The organism is uncultured Enterovirga sp. (assembly GCF_964242715.1).
Classification (GTDB): domain Bacteria; phylum Pseudomonadota; class Alphaproteobacteria; order Rhizobiales; family Beijerinckiaceae; genus Enterovirga.
On record NZ_CAXTAZ010000011.1, the window covers coordinates 1 to 22,025 of the forward strand.

Annotated in this window: 21 protein-coding genes; 16 read left to right on the top strand and 5 right to left on the bottom strand. The window is 69.5% G+C overall.

Annotation, left to right across the window (positions count from 1 at the left end; all coding sequences use genetic code 11):
- Positions 1-1,664, top strand: a 1,664-nt coding sequence (locus tag ACFE87_RS07760; RefSeq protein WP_375459055.1) for an OmpA family protein, incomplete at its 5' end; no start/stop codon positions are given.
- Between the two features lie 145 nt (positions 1,665-1,809).
- Here ACFE87_RS07760 and ACFE87_RS07765 read toward each other — a convergent pair.
- On the bottom strand, positions 1,810-3,045 hold the full coding sequence (locus ACFE87_RS07765; protein WP_375459056.1) for an argininosuccinate synthase: 1,236 nt from the start codon (positions 3,043-3,045) through the stop codon (positions 1,810-1,812).
- Between the two features lie 146 nt (positions 3,046-3,191).
- Here ACFE87_RS07765 and ACFE87_RS07770 point away from each other — a divergent pair, with 146 nt between their 5' ends.
- From ACFE87_RS07770 to rpsA, 3 genes are all read left to right on the top strand, one after another.
- Complete coding sequence (locus ACFE87_RS07770; RefSeq protein ID WP_375459057.1) at positions 3,192-3,428, top strand: GCG_CRPN prefix-to-repeats domain-containing protein; 237 nt, start codon at positions 3,192-3,194, stop codon at positions 3,426-3,428.
- Positions 3,429-3,589: 161 nt separating this feature from the next.
- Positions 3,590-3,901 (top strand): GCG_CRPN prefix-to-repeats domain-containing protein, encoded by a 312-nt coding sequence (locus ACFE87_RS07775; RefSeq protein WP_375459058.1) that lies wholly within the window; start codon positions 3,590-3,592, stop codon positions 3,899-3,901.
- 382 nt (positions 3,902-4,283) lie between these two features.
- A complete protein-coding gene (gene rpsA, locus ACFE87_RS07780) occupies positions 4,284-5,993 on the top strand; it encodes a 30S ribosomal protein S1 (RefSeq protein WP_375459059.1) in 1,710 nt (569 codons plus the stop codon).
- 164 nt (positions 5,994-6,157) lie between these two features.
- On the opposite strand, the gene ACFE87_RS07785 is transcribed toward rpsA, so the two are convergent.
- Entirely contained in the window at positions 6,158-6,508 is a 351-nt protein-coding gene (locus tag ACFE87_RS07785; RefSeq protein WP_375459060.1) for a DMT family protein, read from the bottom strand.
- Positions 6,509-6,598: 90 nt separating this feature from the next.
- Entirely contained in the window at positions 6,599-7,582 is a 984-nt protein-coding gene (locus tag ACFE87_RS07790; RefSeq protein WP_375459061.1) for a Bug family tripartite tricarboxylate transporter substrate binding protein, read from the bottom strand.
- A gap of 119 nt (positions 7,583-7,701) precedes the next feature.
- Here ACFE87_RS07790 and ubiE point away from each other — a divergent pair, with 119 nt between their 5' ends.
- The 5 genes from ubiE (at position 7,702) to ACFE87_RS07815 (ending at position 12,579) form a co-directional block, all read left to right on the top strand.
- Positions 7,702-8,475, top strand: a complete 774-nt coding sequence (ubiE, locus tag ACFE87_RS07795; protein ID WP_375459062.1) for a bifunctional demethylmenaquinone methyltransferase/2-methoxy-6-polyprenyl-1,4-benzoquinol methylase UbiE — start codon at positions 7,702-7,704, stop codon at positions 8,473-8,475.
- Positions 8,476-8,587: 112 nt separating this feature from the next.
- On the top strand, positions 8,588-10,150 hold the full coding sequence (ubiB, locus tag ACFE87_RS07800; RefSeq protein WP_375459063.1) for a 2-polyprenylphenol 6-hydroxylase: 1,563 nt from the start codon (positions 8,588-8,590) through the stop codon (positions 10,148-10,150).
- Positions 10,151-10,583: 433 nt separating this feature from the next.
- Positions 10,584-10,853 carry a type II toxin-antitoxin system prevent-host-death family antitoxin gene (locus ACFE87_RS07805; protein WP_375459064.1) on the top strand — a complete coding sequence of 90 codons (270 nt, stop codon included), beginning with the start codon at positions 10,584-10,586 and terminating at the stop codon, positions 10,851-10,853.
- Between the two features lie 2 nt (positions 10,854-10,855).
- On the top strand, positions 10,856-11,293 hold the full coding sequence (locus tag ACFE87_RS07810) for a PIN domain-containing protein (protein ID WP_375459065.1): 438 nt from the start codon (positions 10,856-10,858) through the stop codon (positions 11,291-11,293).
- Positions 11,290-12,579: a phosphopantothenoylcysteine decarboxylase gene (locus ACFE87_RS07815; protein ID WP_375459066.1), complete on the top strand. Its 1,290-nt coding sequence runs from the start codon at positions 11,290-11,292 to the stop codon at positions 12,577-12,579. The genes ACFE87_RS07810 and ACFE87_RS07815 overlap by 4 nt, the downstream gene beginning before the upstream one ends.
- 114 nt (positions 12,580-12,693) lie before the next feature.
- On the opposite strand, the gene ACFE87_RS07820 is transcribed toward ACFE87_RS07815, so the two are convergent.
- Both ACFE87_RS07820 and ACFE87_RS07825 read right to left on the bottom strand, forming a co-directional pair.
- Complete coding sequence (locus ACFE87_RS07820) at positions 12,694-14,319, bottom strand: phosphoenolpyruvate carboxykinase (RefSeq protein WP_375459067.1); 1,626 nt, start codon at positions 14,317-14,319, stop codon at positions 12,694-12,696.
- 108 nt (positions 14,320-14,427) lie between these two features.
- A complete protein-coding gene (locus tag ACFE87_RS07825; RefSeq protein ID WP_375459068.1) occupies positions 14,428-15,189 on the bottom strand; it encodes a HugZ family protein in 762 nt (253 codons plus the stop codon).
- A gap of 161 nt (positions 15,190-15,350) precedes the next feature.
- Here ACFE87_RS07825 and ACFE87_RS07830 point away from each other — a divergent pair, with 161 nt between their 5' ends.
- From ACFE87_RS07830 to ACFE87_RS07860, 7 genes are all read left to right on the top strand, one after another.
- Complete coding sequence (locus tag ACFE87_RS07830) at positions 15,351-16,049, top strand: response regulator transcription factor (protein WP_375459069.1); 699 nt, start codon at positions 15,351-15,353, stop codon at positions 16,047-16,049.
- A complete protein-coding gene (locus tag ACFE87_RS07835) occupies positions 16,021-17,823 on the top strand; it encodes a stimulus-sensing domain-containing protein (RefSeq protein WP_375459070.1) in 1,803 nt (600 codons plus the stop codon). The genes ACFE87_RS07830 and ACFE87_RS07835 overlap by 29 nt, the downstream gene beginning before the upstream one ends.
- Complete coding sequence (locus ACFE87_RS07840; protein ID WP_375459071.1) at positions 17,820-18,272, top strand: HPr kinase/phosphorylase; 453 nt, start codon at positions 17,820-17,822, stop codon at positions 18,270-18,272. Before ACFE87_RS07835 ends, ACFE87_RS07840 begins: the two co-directional genes overlap by 4 nt.
- A 95-nt stretch (positions 18,273-18,367) precedes the next feature.
- Positions 18,368-18,769: a PTS sugar transporter subunit IIA gene (locus tag ACFE87_RS07845; RefSeq protein ID WP_375459072.1), complete on the top strand. Its 402-nt coding sequence runs from the start codon at positions 18,368-18,370 to the stop codon at positions 18,767-18,769.
- Between the two features lie 3 nt (positions 18,770-18,772).
- The gene (locus ACFE87_RS07850) at positions 18,773-19,087 is read left to right on the top strand and encodes an HPr family phosphocarrier protein (protein ID WP_375459073.1); all 315 of its coding nucleotides are present in this window, start codon (positions 18,773-18,775) and stop codon (positions 19,085-19,087) included.
- Positions 19,088-19,197: 110 nt separating this feature from the next.
- Positions 19,198-19,872 (top strand): RNA polymerase sigma factor, encoded by a 675-nt coding sequence (locus tag ACFE87_RS07855; RefSeq protein WP_375459074.1) that lies wholly within the window; start codon positions 19,198-19,200, stop codon positions 19,870-19,872.
- On the top strand, positions 19,869-22,025 hold the full coding sequence (locus ACFE87_RS07860) for a von Willebrand factor type A domain-containing protein (RefSeq protein ID WP_375459075.1): 2,157 nt from the start codon (positions 19,869-19,871) through the stop codon (positions 22,023-22,025). Before ACFE87_RS07855 ends, ACFE87_RS07860 begins: the two co-directional genes overlap by 4 nt.

A 22,025-nucleotide genomic window follows, 5' to 3' on the forward strand; every position in this document is an offset into this window, starting at 1 on the left:
CTCCTGCCCAGAAGGCGGCCCCGGCGCCTGCCCCGGCGGCCCCCGCCCCTGCGCCGGCGGCTCCGGCTCCCAAGGCGGCGCCGATTCAGGCCCCGGCTCCCGCTCCGGCCCCCGCGCCGAAGGTCGCGCCTGCCCCCGCGCCCGCGCCTGCCCAGAAGGTTGCTCCCGAACCGGCGCCGGCGCCCCGGGCAGCTCCGGCCCAGAAGACGGCACCGACCGAGCCGCGCAAGGAGCAGGCTCCGGCACGCGGTCCCGACGCGACGCCGCGGGCCGGGCAGGCCCCCGCAGCAGCGCCGGACGCCAAGCGCGATCCCGCAGCCCCCGAGACCAAGCGCGATCCGGCCGCGGCGCCAGCTCCCGGAGCGCCCGATTCCCGACGCGAGCGGGGCCGCACGCCCGATGCCTCCCCGGCAGTTCCGACCGATGCCGCGCCTCGGGCGGGTGGTCGTGACCGCCCGGCCGACCCGGTCGGCAGCGACAGACGCGAAGGCCGTGACCTTTCACCGGGTGCCGGCCCGGCGGGCGCGACCGGCGAGCGTCGGCGGGATGGACGCGACGACCCGACGGACCGACGCGGCGGGGCCGACCGTGACGGTGACCGGCGTGACGGCGACCGGCGCGCCGGCCCGGATCGCGACAGTGACCGGCGGGACGGCGACCGCCGCGACGGCGACCGCCGCGACGGCGACCGCCGCGGGGGTGGCGACCGCTTCGACCCGCCGCGCGCGGGCGAGCCCGACCGCAGGCCGAGCCGGCTCGAGGACTTTCGCGACGACCGTCGCGAAACCCGCGAGGGCAACCGCACGATCATCCGCGAGCCGGGTGGCCGCACGATCATTCGGGAAGGCGGCCGCACCATCATCCGGCGCGAGGAATCCGACCGTTTCCGGGCGGGCGGGGCCGATATTCGGACCGAGCGGCGCGGCGCCGAGACGGTCACGATCACCGAACGTCCGGGCGGCGTCCGCATCCTGACCTATGTCGACCGGGACGGACGGCTGATCCGCCGCGCCCGTCGCGGCGCGGACGGGCGCGAGGTCGTCATCATCGACAACCGGACGCGCGGGAATGCCCGGGCGGGTTCCTATTTCGTCGACCTGCCTCCGCCGGTGATCCGCGGCCCGCGGGACCGCTACATCTTGGAGGCCGAGGACGCGCCGTATGAGCGCGTCTACGAGACGCTGCTCGCGCCGCCGGTGGAGCGGATCGCCCGGCGCTATACGCTGGACGAGGTGCGCTACAGCCCCGAGGTGAGAGCCCGGATGCCGCGGGTCGACATCGACTCGATCACCTTCGAATCCGGGTCCTGGACGGTCACGCCGGAGCAGGCTCAGCGCCTCACGGTGATCGCCAGGGCCCTGAAGGAGGCCGTCTCCCGCAATCCGCAGGAGGTGTTCCTGATCGAGGGCCATACCGACGCCGTCGGGGCGGACGACGACAACCTGTCGCTTTCCGACCGGCGCGCCGAGGCGGTCGCCGTCGCGCTCCAGGACGTGTTCCAGGTTCCGCCCGAGAACCTGACGACCCAGGGCTACGGCGAGCAGCAGCTGAAGGTGCCGACCGATGCGGCGGAACGCCAGAACCGCCGCGTGACGGTCCGGCGCATCACGCCGCTCCTCACGGGCGATGCGGGCGCCGCGCCGGCGGCCCCGGCGCGCCGCTGAGCAGGGCTACGTCATTCCGGGGCGGCGCGTAGCGCCGAACCCGGAACCCACCCGCATCCGCGGTACCCAACGTCGTGCAGGCGGGTGGAGGAACGTGGGTTTCCGGGTTCGCGCCCTCAGCGAGCCCCGGAATGACGGTCGCGGGCTACAGCCCGAGCTTCTTCTTCCGCTGCGCCAGGGTCCGGAGCCGGAGCGCGTTCAGCTTGATGAAGCCGGCCGCGTCGCGGTGGTCGTAGGCCACCGCGCCCTCCTCGAAGGTGACGAGGTCCTGGTCGTAGAGGGAGTTCGGCGATGAGCGGCCGATGACGTGGACGCCGCCCTTGTAGAGTTTCAGCCTGACCTCGCCGGCGACCAGTTCCTGCGAGGTGTCGATCAGCGCCTGCAGCATCTCGCGCTCGGGCGAGAACCAGAAGCCGTTATAGATGAGCTCCGCGTATTTCGGCATGAGCTCGTCCTTGAGATGCCCGGCGCCCCGGTCGAGCGTCACGCCCTCGATCGCCCGATGCGCGAGCGCCAGGATGGTGCCGCCGGGCGTCTCGTACATGCCGCGCGACTTCATCCCGACGAAGCGGTTCTCGACGAGGTCGAGCCGGCCGATGCCGTTGTCGCGGCCGAGGTCGTTCAAATGCTTCAGCAGCGTCGCGGGCGAGAGCCGCTCCCCGTCCACCGAGACCGGGTCGCCCCGCTCGAAGCCGATCGTGATCACGGTCGGCCGGTCGGGCGCCTCCTCGGGCGAGATCGTGCGCGAGAAGACGTAATCCGGCACCTCCGCGGCCGGGTCCTCCAGGACCTTGCCCTCGGAGGAGGAATGCAGGAGGTTCGCGTCGACCGAGAAGGGCGATTCCCCGCGCTTGTCCTTCGCGATCGGGATCTGGTGTTTCTCGGCGAAGTCGATCAGCTGCTCGCGGGAGCGCAGGTCCCATTCGCGCCAGGGCGCGATGATCGTAATGTCGGGCTTCAGGGCGTAATAGGAGAGCTCGAACCGGACCTGGTCGTTCCCCTTGCCAGTGGCGCCGTGGCAGACCGCGTCTGCCCCGACCGCCTCGGCGATCTCGATCTGGCGCTTGGCGATCAGCGGCCGGGCGATCGAGGTGCCGAGCAGGTAGAGCCCCTCGTAATGGGCGTTGGCCCGGAACATCGGGAACACGTAATCCCGGACGAATTCCTCGCGCAGGTCGTCGATATAGATGTTTTCGGGCCGTATCCCGAGGAGTTCGGCCTTGTGGCGGGCCGGCTCCAACTCCTCGCCCTGGCCGAGATCGGCCGTGAAGGTGACAACCTCGCAGCCATAGGTGGTCTGCAACCATTTCAGGATGATCGAGGTGTCGAGCCCGCCCGAATAGGCGAGGACCACCTTCTTGATGCTTTTCGTGTCTGACATCGAGGGCTCCGCGGACGGCACGCCTTATCAGCCTGCTCGCCGGCCGCGCAACGTTCGGGCCCCGGCGGGGCGAGATGACAAGTTGTCCATGTTCGGAACGGCTCCATGGCCGCCCGGTTGGGGCAGACCTTCACGAGGAGACGACCATGAGCAAGACCATCTTCGCCGCCGCCGGAGCCGGTGCGATCTACGCCCTGTCCGCCTTCGCCGCCCAGGCGCTCCCGCTGGCACCCGCGGGCGGCCCGACGCTCGTCGAACAGGCCGCACAGGGTTGCGGACGCGGCTTCGCCAGGGGCCCGCGGGGCGTGTGCAGGCCGCTCGTGCGACGCAAGGCCTGCTACGTGGTCCGGACGCCCAGGGGGCCGACGCGCGTCTGTCGCTGAACTGACGAACCTGGCGCGCCCCCGTTGCGCTGAAAAATGCGCATCGGAGGAAACAGCTTCCGTTCAGCTTCCGTGATGTATGTCCGCAGCGACAACCGATGGCGGGAGACGTTTTTCCGCTCTCGGACGTTAGCGGGTGGCTCTATGAGGAGATCACAACAATGAGCAGAGCAGCTTACCTCGGGATCGGCGCCGGCATGCTGATGTTCCTATCGACCTTCGGCGCCCAGGCGATGCCGGTCGCCGGACCGATCGGTGCGGACGTCGCCCCGCTCGTCGAGCAGGTGGCGGACGGGTGCGGCCGAGGCTTTCGCCGGGGTCGCGCCGGCTTCTGCCGCCCCTTCGGCGGCGGCGGCTATGGTTACGGCGGACCGCGCTTCTATGGTCCGCCGCGCTTCAATGGTGGCCCACGCTTCTACGGCCCCCGGCGTGGCTATTACGGCGGCGGGTACGGCCGCGGCTACCGCTGGTGATCGCTCGGGTGGCCTGACGGCCGCCCGATGATCGAAGGCTCCAGGCTCTCCGGCCTGGAGCCTTTTTCATGCCGGCTGCCCGAGAAGGCCTTGTTCATCCGGCCCGCATAGGGCGCCGCCCGAGCCGCGACCGCGATCTCCGCTTGTGGCCGACGGTCGCTTCGATTACATGCCGCTTGTCCGCAGGTGACGCCGCTCGTGCTTCGCACGGCCGCGCGACAAGCGGGCAACGCTCCCGTTCGTCGACGAAGCGCCGGCCCGCCTGCCCAGCAGGCGATCGGCCTCCGCGGAACCCAGAGGGTTCCGGAGGCCTAGCCGACGGCCAGGAGCGTCCCGCAACACGAACCGCCGGCGCCGCCCGATACGGGCACCAGGAGACCGAATGTCAGCAGCTTTGCAGAACCCGTCGCGCGATGATTTCGCCGCGATGCTCATGGAATCCTTCGAGAAGTCCGAGGTCCAGGAAGGGTCCGTCGTCAAGGGTATCGTCGTCGCGATCGAGAAGGACGTCGCCGTCATCGACGTCGGCGCGAAGACGGAAGGGCGCGTCGCGCTCAAGGAATTCGTCGGCCCCGGCCGGGGCGACACGCCGATCAAGGTCGGCGACGAGGTCGAGGTCTATCTCGAGCGCGTCGAGAACGCTCTCGGCGAGGCCGTCATCTCCCGCGACAAGGCCCGTCGCGAGGAAAGCTGGGTCAAGCTCGAAAAGGCCTTCGAGGCCAACGAGCGCGTGACCGGCCAGATCTTCAACCAGGTCAAGGGCGGCTACACGGTCGATCTCGACGGCGCAGTGGCCTTCCTGCCCCGCTCGCAGGTCGATATCCGGCCGGTTCGCGACGTCACGCCCCTCATGGGCACGCCGCAGCCCTTCATGATCCTCAAGATGGATCGCCGCCGCGGCAACATCGTCGTGTCGCGCCGCACCGTCCTCGAGGAGAGCCGTGCCGAGCAGCGTTCGGAGCTCGTGGCCAACCTCGAAGAGGGCCAGGTCATCGACGGCGTCGTCAAGAACATCACCGAGTACGGCGCCTTCGTCGACCTCGGCGGAATCGACGGCCTCTTGCACGTCACCGACATGGCCTGGCGCCGTGTCAACCACCCGTCCGAGGTCGTCACCATCGGCCAGACGGTCAAGGTCAAGATCATCAAGATCAACCACGAGACCCACCGCATCTCGCTCGGCATCAAGCAGCTGCTGGCCGATCCGTGGGAGGGCATCGCCCAGCGCTATCCGGTCGATGCCAAGATCAAGGGCCGCGTCACCAACATCACCGATTACGGCGCCTTCGTGGAGCTGGAGCCGGGGATCGAGGGCCTGATCCACGTTTCCGAGATGAGCTGGACGAAGAAGAACGTCCATCCGGGCAAGATCGTCTCCACCTCCCAGGAAGTGGAAGTGCAGATCCTCGAGGTCGATCCGGTCAAGCGCCGCATCTCGCTCGGCCTCAAGCAGACCCTGCAGAACCCGTGGGAGGCCTTCGCCGAGCAGCATCCTGTCGGCTCCGTCGTCGAGGGCGAGGTCAAGAACAAGACCGAGTTCGGTCTGTTCATCGGACTCGAGAACGACGTCGACGGCATGGTCCACCTCTCGGACCTCGACTGGAACCGTCCGGGCGAGCAGGTCATCGACGAGTTCAAGAAGGGCGACGTGGTGCGTGCCCAGGTTCTCGACGTCGACGTCGAGAAGGAGCGCATCTCGCTCGGCATCAAGCAGATGGCGGGCGATCCCTTTGCGGATGCGGGCGATCTCAAGAAGGGCCAGGTCGTCACCTGCGAGATCATCGAGGTGAAGGATTCCGGCATCGAGGTGAAGATCGTCGACAGCGACATGCAGACCTTCATCCGGCGCGCCGAGCTCGCCCGCGATCGCGGCGACCAGCGTCCGGACCGTTTCGCCAAGGGCGAGAAGGTCGATGCCCGCGTGACCATGTTCGACCGCAAGGCGCGCCGCGTCACGCTGTCGATCAAGGCGCTCGAGATGGCCGAAGAGAAAGAGGCGATCGCCCAGTTCGGCTCCTCCGATTCAGGTGCCTCGCTCGGCGACATCCTGGGCGCCGCGCTCCGCAAGGCCAGCACCCCCGAGAAGAAGTGACCTGAGGCGAAGCCTCATCCCGGGGGGGCTACGGCCGATCCGGGAGCCATGCCAAAAAGAGGCCCGCGCCGTCGACGGTGCGGGCTTTTCGTTGTCTGGATCCGAGAGCCTGCCCGACGTCGCGTTCGGCCCGGCGCATCAAGGGCAGAGCGGACCGGCCCTCGTCAGCCGAGCGGCCCCTTGAAGACGAAGACCGCTCCGGCCGCGATCAGGGCGAAACCGACCGCATGGTTCCAGGTGAAGGCCTCGCGCAGGTAGAAGACCGAGAACACGCCGAAGACCAGGAGCGTGATCACCTCCTGCATGGTCTTGAGTTCGGCCGCGCTCCAATGTGCGTGGCCCCAACGATTCGCCGGCACGGCGAGCCAGTATTCGAAGAAGGCGATCCCCCAACTCGCCAGCACGACAACCCAGAGCGGCCGGTCCCCGAATTTGAGGTGCCCGTACCAGGCGAAGGTCATGAAGACGTTCGACCCGAGGAGGAGGACGACAGGGGTCAGCGCGCCGAGCGACATGGAACAGGCTCCGAGGTGGTGCCCGGTGCCTAGCCGACGACCCGACCTCAGACGAGGGCCCCTCCTGCGAGCCGAGCGATGCGCTGCCGCCTACCCGTCTGCCGAAATGCCCAGGTCCTTGATGAGCCGGCCCCAGCGCTGCATGTCGGCCTCCATGAAGCTTCGGAAGTCCGAGGGCGAGGTGGCGCTCATCTCGAGGCCGAGCGTGGCCGCACGGTCCTGGATCTCCGGAGCGACCACGATCCGCGCCAGCGCCGCCCGCAGCGCCTCCGCCATCTCGACCGGCGCCTTCGGCGGCAGATATACGCCGAACCAGGCCAGGAATTCGTAATCCGGCACCACGTCGGCGACGGGCGGCACCTCCGGCGCGAGCTTCGAGCGCCGCTTCGACGTGATCCCGAGCGCCTTCAGCTTGCCGCCCTCGACCAGCGGACGGGCGGAAGGCAGGTTGTCCACGATCATGTCGATGCGGCCGCCGAGCAGGTCCCCGGTCGCGAGCGAGGCGCCCTTGTAGGGTACGTGCTTGATGTTGAGCCCGGCCATCTTGTTGAACAGCTCCGCGGCCAGGTGGAGCCCGCTCCCGATCCCGGCCGACGCATAGGTCAGCTCGCTCGGGCGCCTCTTCGCCTCCGCGATGAAATCCGCGAGGTTACCGGCCGTGACGGACGGCCCGACGCAGAGGAGGCTCGGGGCTTCCGCGACCATGCTGACGGGGACGAGGTCCCGGAGCGGCTCGTAGCCCTTGCTGGGGTAGAGGAACGGCATCGTGGCGATGGCAGACGAGGTCAGCATCACGGTCGAGCCGTCCGGCGCGGCGCGGGTCGCGGCCATGTAGCCGATGCTGCCGCCGCCGCCCGGCCGGTTCTCGACCACGAACCGGGCCTTGGTGGCGGCGCCGAGCCGGTCCGCGATCACGCGCGCCACCACATCCGTGCCGCCCCCCGCGGGAAACGGCACGAGCAGCGTGATCGTGCGGCCCTCGGGCCAGGCTTGGGCCCGGGCGACAGACGGTATCGCGAGGCCCGCCGCGGTCGCGCCGGCCAGGAGGCCGCGGCGTGTGGTGCTCGTGCTCATGCGCCTCTCCTTGCGTCGACTCCGGCAGATGCAAGCACAACGCCAGCGCGAGAGCGAGGGGGCTCGCCGCGGCGACCCGCGCGTGGCGCTCGGCCCCCGCATTCGCTATGGCCTTCCCGATGACAACCGGCCTGGACCCGATGCGCGGCGACGACACGACCCATTTCGGGTTCGACACCCTGCCGGTCCAGGAGAAGCAGGCTCGGGTGGACGAGGTGTTCCGCTCCGTCGCCGGCCGCTACGACCTGATGAACGACCTCATGTCGGGCGGGATGCACCGGCTCTGGAAGCGCAATCTGGTCGCGATGCTGCGGCCCTCCCACACCCGGCCCTTCCACCATCTCGACGTCGCGGGCGGCACGGGCGACGTCGCCTTCCGGGTTGCGGAGGCGGGCGGGCGACAAACCCGCGTCACCGTCGCGGACATCAATGGGAACATGCTCGCGGTCGGGCGCGAGCGGGCCGCCTCCCGCGGCGAGGACAGGGTCACCTTCGTCGAGGCGAATGCCGAGGAGTTGCCTTTCCCGGACCGCTCCTACGACGGCTACACGATCGCGTTCGGCATCCGGAACGTGCCCCGGATCGACAGGGCGCTGGCCGAGGCGCACCGCGTGCTGCGGCCGGGCTCGCGCTTCCTGTGCCTGGAATTCTCTCGCGTCGACGTGCCGGGGCTCGACCGGCTCTACGAGCGCTATTCCTTCGAGGTGATCCCGCGCCTCGGCGAGTTCGTGGCCAAGGACCGGGCCTCCTACCAATACCTCGTGGAATCGATCCGGCGCTTCCCGCCTCCCGGCGCCTTCGCCGGCATGATCGAGCGCGCCGGCTTCCGCCGGGTCACCCACCGGCCGCTCACGGGCGGCATCGTGGCCATCCATTCTGGCTGGAAGATTTAGCCAACATGCCAGCCGGGTCCCCATCGCTCACCCCGGCGCAAGCCGGGGTCCAGTCGCGCCGGTCTCGCTGGGTGCCGGCTTTCGCCGGCATGAGCGGAGAGGGTCGGCAGGCATGATCGCCGGCCTCATTCATCTCGCCCGCAACCTGCGGGCCGGCTTCGTTCTGGCGCGCGAGGGCGCGCTCTCGCTGGTCGACGCCTCGGCCTTGCCGCCCGGCGCCCGGCTCGCGATCAAGCTCGCGCGGCTCGTCGAGCGGAGGGGCGCCGGGTCCGGTGCGGCCCGGCTGTCGGCCGCCCTGACCCGGCTCGGCCCGTCCTACGTCAAGTTCGGCCAGTTCCTGGCGACGCGCCCCGACATCGTCGGCGCCGCGGTGTCGCGCGATCTCGAAAGCCTGCAGGACCGCATGGCGCCCTTCGGCCAGGCCGAGGCGGTGGCCACGATCGAGAGCTCGTTCGGGCATTCCGTCGAGCGGGTCTTCGCCGATCTCGGGCCGCCGGTCGCGGCGGCCTCGATCGCCCAGGTCCATCGCGCGCATGCACGGGACGGCCGCGAGCTGGCCGTGAAGGTGGTGCGGCCCGGCGTGCGCGAGCGTTTCGCCCGCGACCTCCAGGCCATGCGCTTCGCCGCGCGGCAGGCCGAACTCCGACTGCCCGTCGCGCGCCGCCTCCGGCCGACCGAGATCGTCGAGACCCTGGCCCGTTCGGTCTCGATGGAGACCGACCTCCGGCTCGAAGCCGCGGCGCTCTCCGAACTGGCCGAGAACACGGCAGGAGATGCGGATTTCCGGGTGCCGAAGCCGGATTGGGAACTCACCGGGCGCGACGTGCTCGTGACCGAATGGGTCGACGCCATCCCGCTGCACCGTCTCGACGCGATCGACGCGGCCGGGCACGACCGCCCGGCCCTCGCCCGCACGGTGCTGCAATCCTTCCTGCGCCAGGCGATCCGGGACGGCTTCTTCCACGCCGACATGCATCCCGGGAACCTGATGGTGGACCCGGAGGGCCGGCTGGTCGCCGTCGATACCGGCATCATGGGCCGGCTCGGGATCAAGGAGCGCCGCTTCCTGGCCGAGATCCTGCTGGGCTTCATCCGGCGCGACTACCGGCGCGTGGCGCAGGTCCATTTCGACGCCGGCTACGTGCCGGCCCGCCATTCGGTCGAGGATTTCGCGCAGGCGATCCGGGCGATCGGCGAGCCGATCCACAATCGTCGCGCCGACGAGATCTCGATGGCGAAGCTGCTCACGCTTCTCTTCGAGATCACCTCGCTCTTCGACATGGCGACCCGGCCCGAACTCGTCATGCTGCAGAAGACCATGGTGGTGGTCGAGGGCGTCGCCCGCAGCATCGATCCGCGGCTCGACATCTGGGCCGCCTCCGAGCCGGTGGTGCGCGACTGGATCGAGCGCAATCTCGGCCCGATCGGTAGGGCGGAGGAAGCCGGCCGCGGGCTCCTCACGCTTGCGAAGGTCGTCTCCGATCTGCCCGAGATCGCTCAGCGGGTCGAACGCATCCTGGCGAAGGTCGAGGGGACGATCGAGGGAGGCATCACGCTCGAGCGCGACACCGTCTTCGGCGCGGACCGCCACCCGACCCGCACGCTCCGGGCGATCGCGGCCGCCCTCTGGCTGATCGTCGCGATGCTGATCGTCATGGCCCTGACGGCAGGGTGAGGTGGGTCTTTGGTGAAACTGCGACGGCCGAGCAGGAGTGAGATGGTCGTAAAAGCGGCGCTTGCGCTGCTGTTCGCGTTGCTGCTTCGGGATTCCTCGAAGCACGGGACGCCGTCCGATGCTCGGAAGCTGTTTCTAGGGCGCTGAAAGCGAGCTGCTATCCTTAGGGCAGCGAGGGACCTGCCGCGGGAAGCTGGAACTATGCGAGTAGAGGGAATTACCTTCGCACCAGCGTGGTCCTTCTCGCTTGCTATTCGGGGCGGCGCATGCGCCATTTCCTACGAGACATTCGTGGGTCGGCCTCACTGCCATGCTGGTCCTCCCTGTGACCGCATTCGCCGGGCAGGAGTGGTTCGCTCGCCTACTCTGACGGGGGATCGCCCGACCTTGTCTCCAACGCCGCCGATGTGCATGTTGTACATCGGAGAGCGACATGAAGACGTGGCTGGTCAAGGACGCGCGGGCTCGCTTCGGCGACGTTATGGCGGGAGCCCTCGCGGGTGAACCGCAGCGGGTCACCAGGCGTGGACAGAACGCGGTGGTCGTCGTGGCCGAGGCGGAGTGGTGCCGCCTTCACGGTGATGTCGCGGCTCGTCCGTTCGAGGAGCATCTGCTCGCCTTTCCTCTGACCCATGATGAATGGTTGGAGGTTGCTCCCGGTCCAAGCCCGCTCAGGTCCAAGCCGGTCTTCGGCGACGAGTAGCCGTGTTCGTGCTCGACACCGACGTCGTGTCCCGAACCTCGCCCGTGTCCGGCGAAGGCGAAGACCTCGGTGCCTGGCTCATGCGGCACAGAGGGCTCTGCTTCGTGAGCGTCGTGACGCTGGCCGAGCTGCATTTTGGTGTCGACCGGCTCAGGCTGAGAGGATCGACCCGCAAGGCCGACATTCTCCGGGCCTGGCTGAGTGACACGGAACGTCTCTATGCGGCACGGCTGCTGACGGTGGACGCAGCCATCTCACGGACGACGGGCGAATTGCTCGCGAGAGCGGAAGCCGGCGGCGTCGCGCCCGGTCTCGCCGATGCCTGCATCGCGGCGACGGCGGAGTTGGCCCGCTACGAAGTCGTCACCTTCAACAGCCGTCATTTCAGCGCGCTCGGGGTCCGGCACCGGACCCCGTCGGCCGAGGCCAGGCCAGCATGACCCTCGCCGGCCGACGCATCCTCCTCGTCATCGGCGGCGGCATCGCGGCCTACAAATCGCTCGACCTGATCCGGCGGCTGCGCGAGCGCGGCGCCTCGGTGCGTTGCATCCTGACCGCCGGCGCCCAGCATTTCGTGACGCCGCTCGCCGCCTCGGCGCTATCCGGGCAGCGGTCGCACACGGACCTGTTCGACCGGGAGGACGAGGCCGAGATCGGCCATATCCGGCTCGCCCGCGACGCCGACGCGATCGTGGTGGCGCCCGCGACCGCGAATTTGATGAGCAAGATGGCGGCCGGCCTCGCCGACGACCTCGCCTCGACCGTCCTGCTCGCGACCACGCTGCCCATCCTGGTCGCGCCCGCCATGAATGTCCGCATGTGGCAGCACCCGGCGACGCGCCGGAACTTGGCGACGCTGCTAGCGGACGGGGTGCAGGTGGTCGGGCCGAATGACGGGGCGATGGCGGAGGTGGAGTTCGGGCCTGGCCGCCTGGCCGAGCCGGTCGAGATCGCGGATGCGGTCGCCGCGCTCCTCGCCGTTCGTTCCGGCGAAAGCCGGAACCCAGATGGGTTACTGGACCCCGGCTTGCGCCGGGGTGAGCGGGAGGGCGGCCCATTCAGTGGTCGCCACGTCCTGGTCACCTCGGGCCCGACCCACGAGCCGCTCGACCCGGTGCGGTACATCGCCAACCGCTCGTCCGGTCGGCAGGGCCACGCCATCGCGGCGGCCGCGGCCGCTGCGGGTGCGCGCGTGACGCTCGTCTCCGGGCCGGTCACAGTTCCGGACCCACCGGGCGTTTCCGTGATCCGCGTCGAGACCGCGCGCGAAATGCTGGCCGCGGTCGAGGCGGCGCTGCCGGCCGACATCGCCGTCTTCGCGGCCGCAGTCGCGGATTGGCGCGCGGCCGGGGAGGCGACGCAGAAGATCAAGAAGGAGGGCGGTGATCCCCCGCCGCTTCAGCTGGCGCTGAACCCCGACATCCTGGCGACGGTCGCGCATCTCGGCGAAGGCCGCCCCCGGCTCGTCGTCGGCTTCGCGGCCGAGACCGAGCGGGTGATCGAGCACGCCCGGGCGAAGCTCGCCCGCAAAGGCTGCGACCTGATCGTGGCGAACGACGTCACGCCCGCGACCGGCATCATGGGGGGGGCCCGCAACACCGTGCATCTCGTGACGGCGGATGCGGTCGAGGACTGGCCGGAGCTCGACAAGGAGGAGGTGGCGCGGCGCCTGATCGCGAGGCTCAGGGAGATGCTGGCCGACGCATCTCCGACCTCCTCATCCTGAGGTGGGGTAGGCCGGACTTCGCGGGGCCAACTCGTCCGCTCATGCCGGCGAAAGCCGGCACCCGGATGTCCAGGCTGGGCCCCGGCTTTCGCCGGGGTGAGCGTGGCAACCCCCTCAGGCCGCGATCGACATGTGCGGCTCGGCCGCCCGGACGTCGGCGTCGACATGGTCGGCGAAACGCTTGAAATTCTCCTGGAACATCGCGACCAGCCGCTTCGCGGTCTCGGCGAATTCGGCTTTGTTCTGCCAGGTCTTCACCGGATAGAGGATGTGGGGCTCGACGCCCGGCACCGAGGTCGGGACCGCGAAGCCGAAATAGGGGTCGCGCCGAAAATCGGCTCGGGCGAGCGAGCCGTCGAGCGCCGCCGTGAGGAGGCGCCGGGTGACCCGGATCGGCATGCGACGGCCGCCGGTCGCGACGCCGCCGCCGGTCCAGCCGGTATTCACGAGCCAGCAATCGACATGGTGCCGCGCGATGAGGTCTCGCAGCAGATTGCCGTAGACCGAAGGGTGGCGCGGCATGAAGGGGGCGCCGAAACAGGTCGAGAAAGTCGCCTCCGGCCCCTTCAGGCCCTTCTCCGTCCCGGCCACCTTGGCCGTGTAGCCGGACAGGAAGTGGTACATGGCCTCGGCGGGCGTCAGCTTGGCGATCGGCGGCAGCACGCCGAAGGCGTCGGCCGTCAGCATGACGATGTTCTTCGGATGGCCGGACCGTCCCGTCGTCGACGCGTTGGCGATGAAGTCGATCGGATAGGCGCAGCGGCCGTTCTCGGTCTTCGAGAAGTCGTCGAAATCGGGGATCCGGGTCAGGGGATCGAACGCCACGTTCTCGAAGATGGTGCCGAAGCGCTCCGTCGCCGCGTAGATTTCGGGCTCGGCCTCGCGCGAGAGCCGGATCGTCTTCGCGTAGCAGCCCCCCTCGAAATTGAAGATGCCGTTCGGGCCCCAGCCATGCTCGTCGTCGCCGATCAGAGGCCGTGCCGGGTCGTTCGACAGCGTCGTCTTGCCGGTGCCGGACAGTCCGAAGAAGATCGCCGACGAGCCGTCGTCGCCGGCATTGGCCGAGCAATGCATCGGCATGATCTTCTTCTTCGGCAGCACGTAGTTGAGATAGGTAAAGACCGACTTCTTCATCTCGCCGGCATAGGAGGACGAGCCGATCAGGACGATGTTGCGCGAGAAGTCGCAGGCGATGATCGTCTCCGAGCGGCAGCCGTGGCGGGCCGGATCGGCCTTGAACGAGGGCAAGTCGAGGATCGTCAGGTCGGGAACGTAGCCCGACAGCTCGCCCTCTTCGGGCCGCCGCAAGAGGTTGCGGATGAAGAGCGAATGCCAGGCATATTCCGTGAAGACGCGCGCCTTGACGCGGTGTGTCGGATCGGCGCCGCCATAGAGGTCCTGCGCGAAGAGGTCCTTGCCCTCGGCGTGTTTGAGGAAATCCTCGAGGATGACGTCGAACTGGGCGCGGGTGATAGCGCCGTTATTGTCCCACCAGACCTCGTTCTCGGTCGCCTCGTCGCGGACGATGAACTTGTCCTTGGGCGAGCGGCCGGTGTGGATGCCGGTATCGGCCGCGATCGCGCCGCCCCGGACGAGATGCGCTTCCTTGCGGGCGAGGGCATGCTCGGTCAGCGCCGCCGCTTCCAGATTCCAGGACACGGAGGCGAGGTTCCGGAAGCCGAATTGTTCCGCGCCGAAATTCGCGTTGTAGACGCCGACATTGGCGGGGTGGTTGCCCAAAGCGTGTTCCTCCGGAGGAGCTGTCTTGGCCCGGGATCGTATGTGGCCGGCGTTCAGAGCGTCCTATCCGATATTCTCCCTCTCCCTCAAGGGATCGAAGCCGTTTCGTCATGATTCCGTCGCTTCGGCCGTGCCGGCGGCCCTGGCCTCTGCCGCAAGTTTGACGAGCACACGCCGGAGCGCGCCCGCATCGGTGATCCGTTCGGGGAAGGAAACCCGGCAGGTGAGGTCGCCCGCCGCCATGTCGATGCCGTCCGGGTCGAGACCGGTCGCCCGCCACGGACCGGACGGCGCCCCCGCGAGCCGGGTCGCGTAGAGCCCGATCGCATCCGCGTGGTCCTCATTCACATGGGCGACCGCGCCGGCCTCGGCCGCGATCAGCGCCTCCGCGCCGGAGAGATCGGTCAGGATGTCCTTGGCGCCGAGCCGGGCCGCGCGCGCGAAGCCGCCGTTCAGATGGGCCGCATCGATCGCGAGCCGCCGGAAGCCGAAATCCGGGAAGTCGACATAGAGCTCGGCCTTCGGATGGCGCGCGAGGAAGCGGGGGCGGACGCGATCGGCGTCGCAGGGCTCCATCCGGCCGGTGACGGTCAGCCGCGGATGGGCGAGAGGGTCGCCCTTGCCGGTCCGGGCGAGCAGGATCGAGGCGCGCGGATCCGCGTCGAGATTGGCCGTGTGGGCGGATAGGCCCGAGAGGAGCACGACGGGCGAGCCATCGACGTCGGTCGCGACCGTCACGAGGGAGCCGAACGGGGCGCCGGTCTCCCGGTCGATCGTGGCGAGCGCGCCGGACCGCGTCGTCCGGAGCAGCATCCGGGCGGTGCCGGCCGCATCGAAGGGTATCGAAGGCGGCATGTTGACGTCCTGCATGGGTCTCGTCTCCCGGCCCGAACGGCGTCGGATTTGGCAAGCGTGGTCGGCTGCCTTAATGAGCGGCAACAATTCATGTGTGGACGAGCCCCGGCCGGCGAGACCTCGCCCACGAACCAAGCCACTCTCGGCCGGCCGCCGGCCGAACTTCGGGGTCATGAATGCCCACCATCGCCCTCGTCGACGACGACCGCAACATCCTGGCATCCGTGACCATCGCGCTGGAAGCGGAAGGCTACCGCATCCAGACCTACACGGACGGCGCTTCCGCCTTCGACGGCATGAGGCAATCGCCGGTGGACCTCGCCATCCTGGACATCAAGATGCCCCGGATGGACGGGATGGAGCTTCTGCGGCGCCTGCGCCAGAAGTCGGACATGCCGGTCATCTTCCTGACCTCGAAGGACGAGGAGATCGACGAGCTGTTCGGGCTCAAGATGGGCGCCGACGACTTCATCCGGAAGCCGTTCTCGCAGCGGCTGCTGGTCGAGCGCGTGAAGGCCGTGCTCCGGCGCGGCGCGCCGAAGGACACGACGAGCCCGCGCGAGACCGACGCGAAGGCGCTCGAGCGGGGCCTCCTCAAGATGGATCCCGAGCGCCACACCTGCACCTGGAAGGACGAGCCGGTCACGCTCACCGTGACCGAATTCCTGATCCTGCAGGCGCTGGCCACCCGGCCCGGCGTCGTGAAGAGCCGGAACGCCCTCATGGACGCGGCCTATGACGACCAGGTCTATGTCGACGACCGCACCATCGACAGCCACATCAAGCGGCTCCGCAAGAAGTTCAAGGTCGCGGATTCCGCCTTCGACATGATCGAGACGCTCTACGGTGTCGGCTATCGCTTCAAGGAAGCCTGAGGCCCCCGCCGACGCGGCCGACCTCGGGCCCGATCCGACGGCCGCGCCGCTTCCGGGGGACGAGACCGCATCCGCGGACCGGGCCGGCTGGCCAGGACGGGTTGGCCGCGCCGTTCTCAGCCAGGCCTCCTCGAGCCTCACGCGCCGGATCATCGCGCTCAACCTCGCGGGCCTCGTCGCACTCCTCCTCAGCTTCCTGACGCTGAACACATTTCGGCAGAGCCTGATCGAGGCCCGCGTCCAGAGCCTGATGATCCAGGGCGACATCATCGCGGGCGCGATCGCGGCGTCGGCGACGGTGGCCGCCGGAACCATCATCACCGATCCCGACCTGCTCCTGCAGATGCAGGCCGGCGAGGGCGGCAGCCCGGCCGACGACACCCCCTCGCCGCTCGAATTCTCGATCAACCCCGAACGGGTCGCGCCACTGCTCCGCCGCCTCGTAGGTCCGACCGGAACGCGCGCCCGGGTCTACGACCGGGACGGCAGCCTCACCCTCGATTCCCGCACGCTTTATGCGCGGGGCGACATCTCGAGGCCGGAACTCCCGACGGTGACGCCGGAGCCGACGGTGATCGAGCGGATGTGGCGCGGGTTCATCCGCCTGTTCCGGCGCGAGCGGCCGCGCTTCGAGGAGGTCGGGCCTTTCGACGCCCGGAACCTGCCCGAGGTCGGGCGCGCGCTCGGCGGGGCGGCCGCATCCATGGTCCGGGCGAATAGCCGCGGCGAGACGATCGTCTCGGTCGCGGTGCCGATCCAGCGCCAGCGCTCGGTGCGGGGCGCGCTCCTGCTCTCGACCCAGGGCGGCGACATCGATGCGATCATCGCGTCCGAACGTTTCGCGCTGCTCCAGACCTTCCTGGTCGCGGCTGGCGTGATGCTGGTCCTGTCCTATCTCCTGGCCAACGCCATCGCCGGGCCGGTGCGGCGCCTCGCCGACGCGGCGGAGCGGGTGCGGCACGGCATCAAGGCCCGGCAGGAGATCCCCGACATGACGGGGCGGTCGGACGAGATCGGTCACCTGTCGGGAGCGCTGCGCGACATGACCGAGGCGCTCTATTCGCGGATCGAGGCGATCGAATCCTTCGCGGCCGACGTAGCGCACGAGCTCAAGAACCCCCTGACCTCGCTCCGGAGCGCGGTCGAGACCCTGCCCCTCGCCCGTTCGGACGAGTCGCGAGGCCGGCTTCTCTCCATCATCCAGCATGACGTGACGCGGCTCGACCGGCTCATCACCGACATCTCCGATGCATCCCGGCTCGACGCCGAATTGGCCCGGGCCGATGCCGAGCCGGTCGACCTGCGCCGGCTCCTCGAGACCGTGGTCTCGGTCGCGAACGAGCGCCGCCGTCCGCACGAGGCCACCATCGACCTCCAGATCGACGAGGCGGCGGAGGCCGGTCCGCTGACCGTGAGCGGCCACGACAGCCGGCTCGGCCAGGTGATCAGCAACCTGTTCGACAATGCCCGCTCCTTCTCGCCTCCGGATTCGACGATCCGGGCACGCCTCGCGCGCGACCGGACCGATGTGGTGGTGACGGTCGAAGACGAAGGCCCGGGCATCCCGCCGCATGCGCTGGAGCGCGTCTTCCAGCGCTTCTACACCGATCGGCCGGATCACGGTTTCGGGCAGAATTCCGGCCTCGGACTCTCGATCTCGCGCCAGATCGTGGAGGCCCATCGGGGCAGTATCCGGGCTGCGAACCGTGCGCCGGAAGGCGGCCCGACGGGCGCGCGGTTCACCATCCGGCTGCCCCTCGCCGACGCCGCGTGACCCGGCCGGTCGACCGAGCCGCGACGGTCCACGCCACCGTCGTCCTCGTCGGCGGGGACGGCATCCTGATCCGAGGGGTCTCCGGCTCGGGCAAGTCCACGCTGGCCCGTCGCCTCCTCGACAGGGCCGAGAGGGAGGGCGGCTTCGCCCGTCTTGTGGCCGACGACCGGGTGAAGCTCTCGGTCTCGGGTGGCCGCCTGGTGGCGCGGCCGGTCCCGGCCATCGCCGGGCTGCTGGAGATCCGCGGCATCGGCATCGTCCAGGTTCCGTACGAGCCGGCTTGCGTCGTCCGGAGCGTTCTCGATCTCGCCGTCGAACAGCCCGGACGCTATCCGGCGGAAGAGGACCAGATCGCGACGGTTCTGGGCGTCGTGCTGCCGCGGCTCGCCATGACTCTGGCCGAGGCGGAGCAGCATGGCGGATTCGTGGCCCGGATGACACGACCGTGACTCAAAGATGAGCAAATGGTCGCACAGCCCTTGCGCTATGCACCGCACTGCACAAAAATGCTCCCTTCGCCTTCGGGTGTGGAATAGTCTTTCACATGATCGGCATGGTGCTCGTTACACACGGGCAGCTCGCGACGGAATTCCGGTCCGCGCTGGAACACGTGGTCGGACCTCAGGATCAGATCGAGACGGTAACGATCGGCCCCGAGGATGACATGGACATCCGCCGCAAGGATATCATGGCGGCGGTCTGCCGGGTGAATTCCGGAAAGGGGGTCGTCGTCCTGACCGATATGTTCGGCGGGACGCCCTCGAACCTTGCCCTGTCCTGCATGAACGGGGGATCTGTCGAGGTCGTGGCCGGGATCAACCTGCCCATGCTGATCAAGCTCGCCTCCGTCCGGGACGAAGAGGTGCTGCGTGAGGCGGTGCTCCACGCTCAGGAAGCAGGCCGGAAATACATCAACGTCGCCTCCCGCGTCCTGGCGGGAAAGTAGCGGGTGGACAGCGAGGCCGACTGCGCCGAGGCCGATATTCCGGAGGGCGTTCCCCACCGGGACCTCCTGATCGTCAACCGGAAGGGGCTGCATGCGCGGGCGTCCGCGAAATTCGTGCAGACGGTCGAGCGCCATAACGCCGTCGTCACCGTGACCCGTTGCGCGGAGACGGTCGGCGGCCGCTCGATCATGGGTCTCCTCACCCTCGGCGCCGCCCAGGGCACCCGGATCCTGGTCACGGCGGAAGGTCCCGATGCCGAGGCGAGCCTCGACGCCATCGAAGCGCTGATCGCCGCGCGGTTCGGCGAGGAAGAGTAGCGCCGCCCGCCGGCCCCGGTCTCGCCGCGATCGGCGAGGATTTTCCGCCAAGGATTCCGCCTCGGCCTGCGTCACAGGTCTAGCCACGCAGGCGACCGAGGCCAGACTGCATGATGCAGCGTGAAAGCCGGGCGAGACCGGGACGGGCGACCGGCCTGGCGCTCCGTCGCGACCCGGACGGCAATGCGTCCGGTCGATCGACGCCCCTCGCGAGCCAGATCACTGCGGCCGACCCCGCTCCCGCCGCGATCGGCGACCCCGATCGCGATCTCGCGCGGCGTGCGGCGGCCGGGCAGCGCGCGCCGTTCGAGATGCTGCTTCGCCGCCATTACGACCACATGCATCGCATCGCTTGGCGGATGACGGGATCGCGGCAGGATGCCGAGGACGTGGTCCAGGACGTGTGCTGCGCGCTGGTCGAGCGGATCGGCAGCTACCGGGGCGAATCCACCTTCTCGACCTGGCTCTTCGGCATCGTCGTGAATGCCTGCCACGACCACCGACGGCGCGGCTCGACGCTGGCCCGGATCAAGGACGGCTTGTCCGTGCTGGTCGGCCTCACGCGCCAGCCGGACGGGCGCGACCTCTACCGCCGGACGTGGCTCGCCTCCGGCCTCGCCCGGCTCGATCCGAGCCTGCGCGAGACGGTGGTGCTGGTCGTCGGAGAGGGCCTGACCCACGCGGAGGCCGGCGCGGTGCTCGGGATCGCGGAGCCGACGGTGTCGTGGCGGATGCACGAGGCGAGGCGGCGCCTCGGCGACGATCTCGGCAAGGGAGAGGCATGATGGGATCGGGACAGGACATGGACGGCATGCTCCCCGACGGACCGCCGCCCATGGACGAGACGCGCGAGCGCGCCGTAGCGGCCGCCCTGCGCGGCTATGATGCGAGGTTCTCCCAAGGGAACGGGGCCGGGACGCGTCTCAGGAGAGACGCACCATCCCGGAGCCCCTTCATGACCCGCCTCGCCCCCGCCCTCGCAGCCTGCCTCGTCCTCGCCGTCGCGACCCCGGTCGCCTGGCAGGTCACCCGGGACTGGCGGACGACGAGGACGATCCTGCCGCGGCAGCCCCTCGCGGGCGACCCGCCCGTGGCAGGCGACCCGCCCGCGCGCTCGCCGGAGCAGACCGCACCTATCGCCCTTCCGGCCCTACCCGACGGGTCGCCGACACGGCACGAGGACGTGGCCCGGCTCCTGGCCGAACGGTCAGCGTCGGAACAGGCGTCGCCGCCTCCCGCCACCCGCGAGATCGAGAGCCGGCGGGACGCCGCACCGGCCGTCGCGGCCGCGGAGCCGGTCCGGCCGTCTCCGGTGCCGGTCGCGCCCAAAACCGTCCCGACCGCTCCGCCTCCGCCGACTCGGGGGCGGGCGCCCCAGGAGGCGGTGGCCGGCACGATGGCGAGCCCGGCTCTCCGGCAGCAGCACAGCTACACCCGGTCCGTGGTGGCCGAACGCGGCCACCATCCGTTGCCCGACCTGCCCTCGCCGGCGGAGCCTGTCGGCCGCGACAGCTTCGCCGGGCAGCAGCCGAACGGCTTCAAGTCGTCCCGCGAGGCGCCGGTCTCGACCTTCTCGATCGACGTCGACACCGCCTCCTATTCCTTCACCCGAGCCTCGCTCGCCCGGAACGTCCTGCCGCCGGCCGCCTCGGTCCGGACGGAGGAGCTCGTCAACTACTTCCCCTACGACTACGAGGTGCCGACGAACCCGTCCGAGCCCTTCCGGACCAGCGTCGCGGTCTTCCCGAGCCCCTGGGCCCCGGACCGCAAGATCGTCCGGATCGGGATCAAGGGCTATGCGGTCCAGGCCGCGACCCGCCCGCGCGCCAACCTCGTCTTCCTGGTCGACACCTCCGGGTCGATGAACGCGCCGAACCGGCTGCCGCTCGTGAAACAATCGCTCGCGATGCTGGTCGGCCAGCTCGGGCCGGGCGACTCGGTCGCGATCGTGACCTATGCCGGCCAGGCCGGGACCGCGCTCGAGCCGACGCCCACCTCGGAGAAGGGCCGGGTCCTCGCCGCGATCGAGAACCTGGATGCGGGCGGCTCGACGGCGGGCGCTGAGGGCATCCGCCAGGCCTATGCGCTGGCCGAACGCACGCTCGATCCGAACGGCGTCAACCGGGTCATTCTGGCGACCGACGGCGATTTCAACGTCGGCATCACCGACCGGGACGAGCTCAAGGGCTATATCGAGCGCCAGCGCGGAAAGGGCATCTTCCTGTCCGTGCTCGGCTTCGGGATGGGCAATTACAACGACGCGCTGATGCAGGCGCTGGCCCAGAACGGCAACGGCACGGCGGCCTATATCGACACGCTGAACGAGGCCCGGAAGGTGCTGGTCGACGAGGCCACGACCACCCTCTTCCCGATCGCCAAGGACGTGAAGATCCAGGTCGAGTTCAATCCCGAGACCGTCCGGGAATACCGGCTGGTCGGCTACGAGACCCGTCTCCTCGCCCGCGACGACTTCCAGAACGACAAGGTCGATGCGGGCGATGTCGGATCGGGCGGGAGCGTGACGGCGCTCTACGAGATCGTGCCGGCGGGCTCGCCCGGCACGATCAGTGAGCTGCGCTACGGCACGCCTGCCGCGGCCTCCGCGGAGGGTGCGAAGAGCGGCGAATATGCCTTCGTGAAGATGCGCTACAAGCTGCCGGCTTCCGACACGAGCACGCTGGTCAGCGTGCCGGTCGACCGGGCGGCGGAGAGCGCGAGCTTCGACGCCGCGCCGGAAGACGCGCGTTTCGCGACCGCGGTCGCGGCCTTCGGCGAGATCCTGCGCGGCGGGCGCCACACGGGCAGTTTCGGCCATGCGGACGTTCTCCGCATCGCCTCGGCCGCGCGCGGCGCAGACCCCTTCGGCTACCGGAGCGAGTTCCTGCAGCTCGTCCGCTCCGCCCAGACCGCCGGGGCGATGCCGCGCACGCGGCGGTGA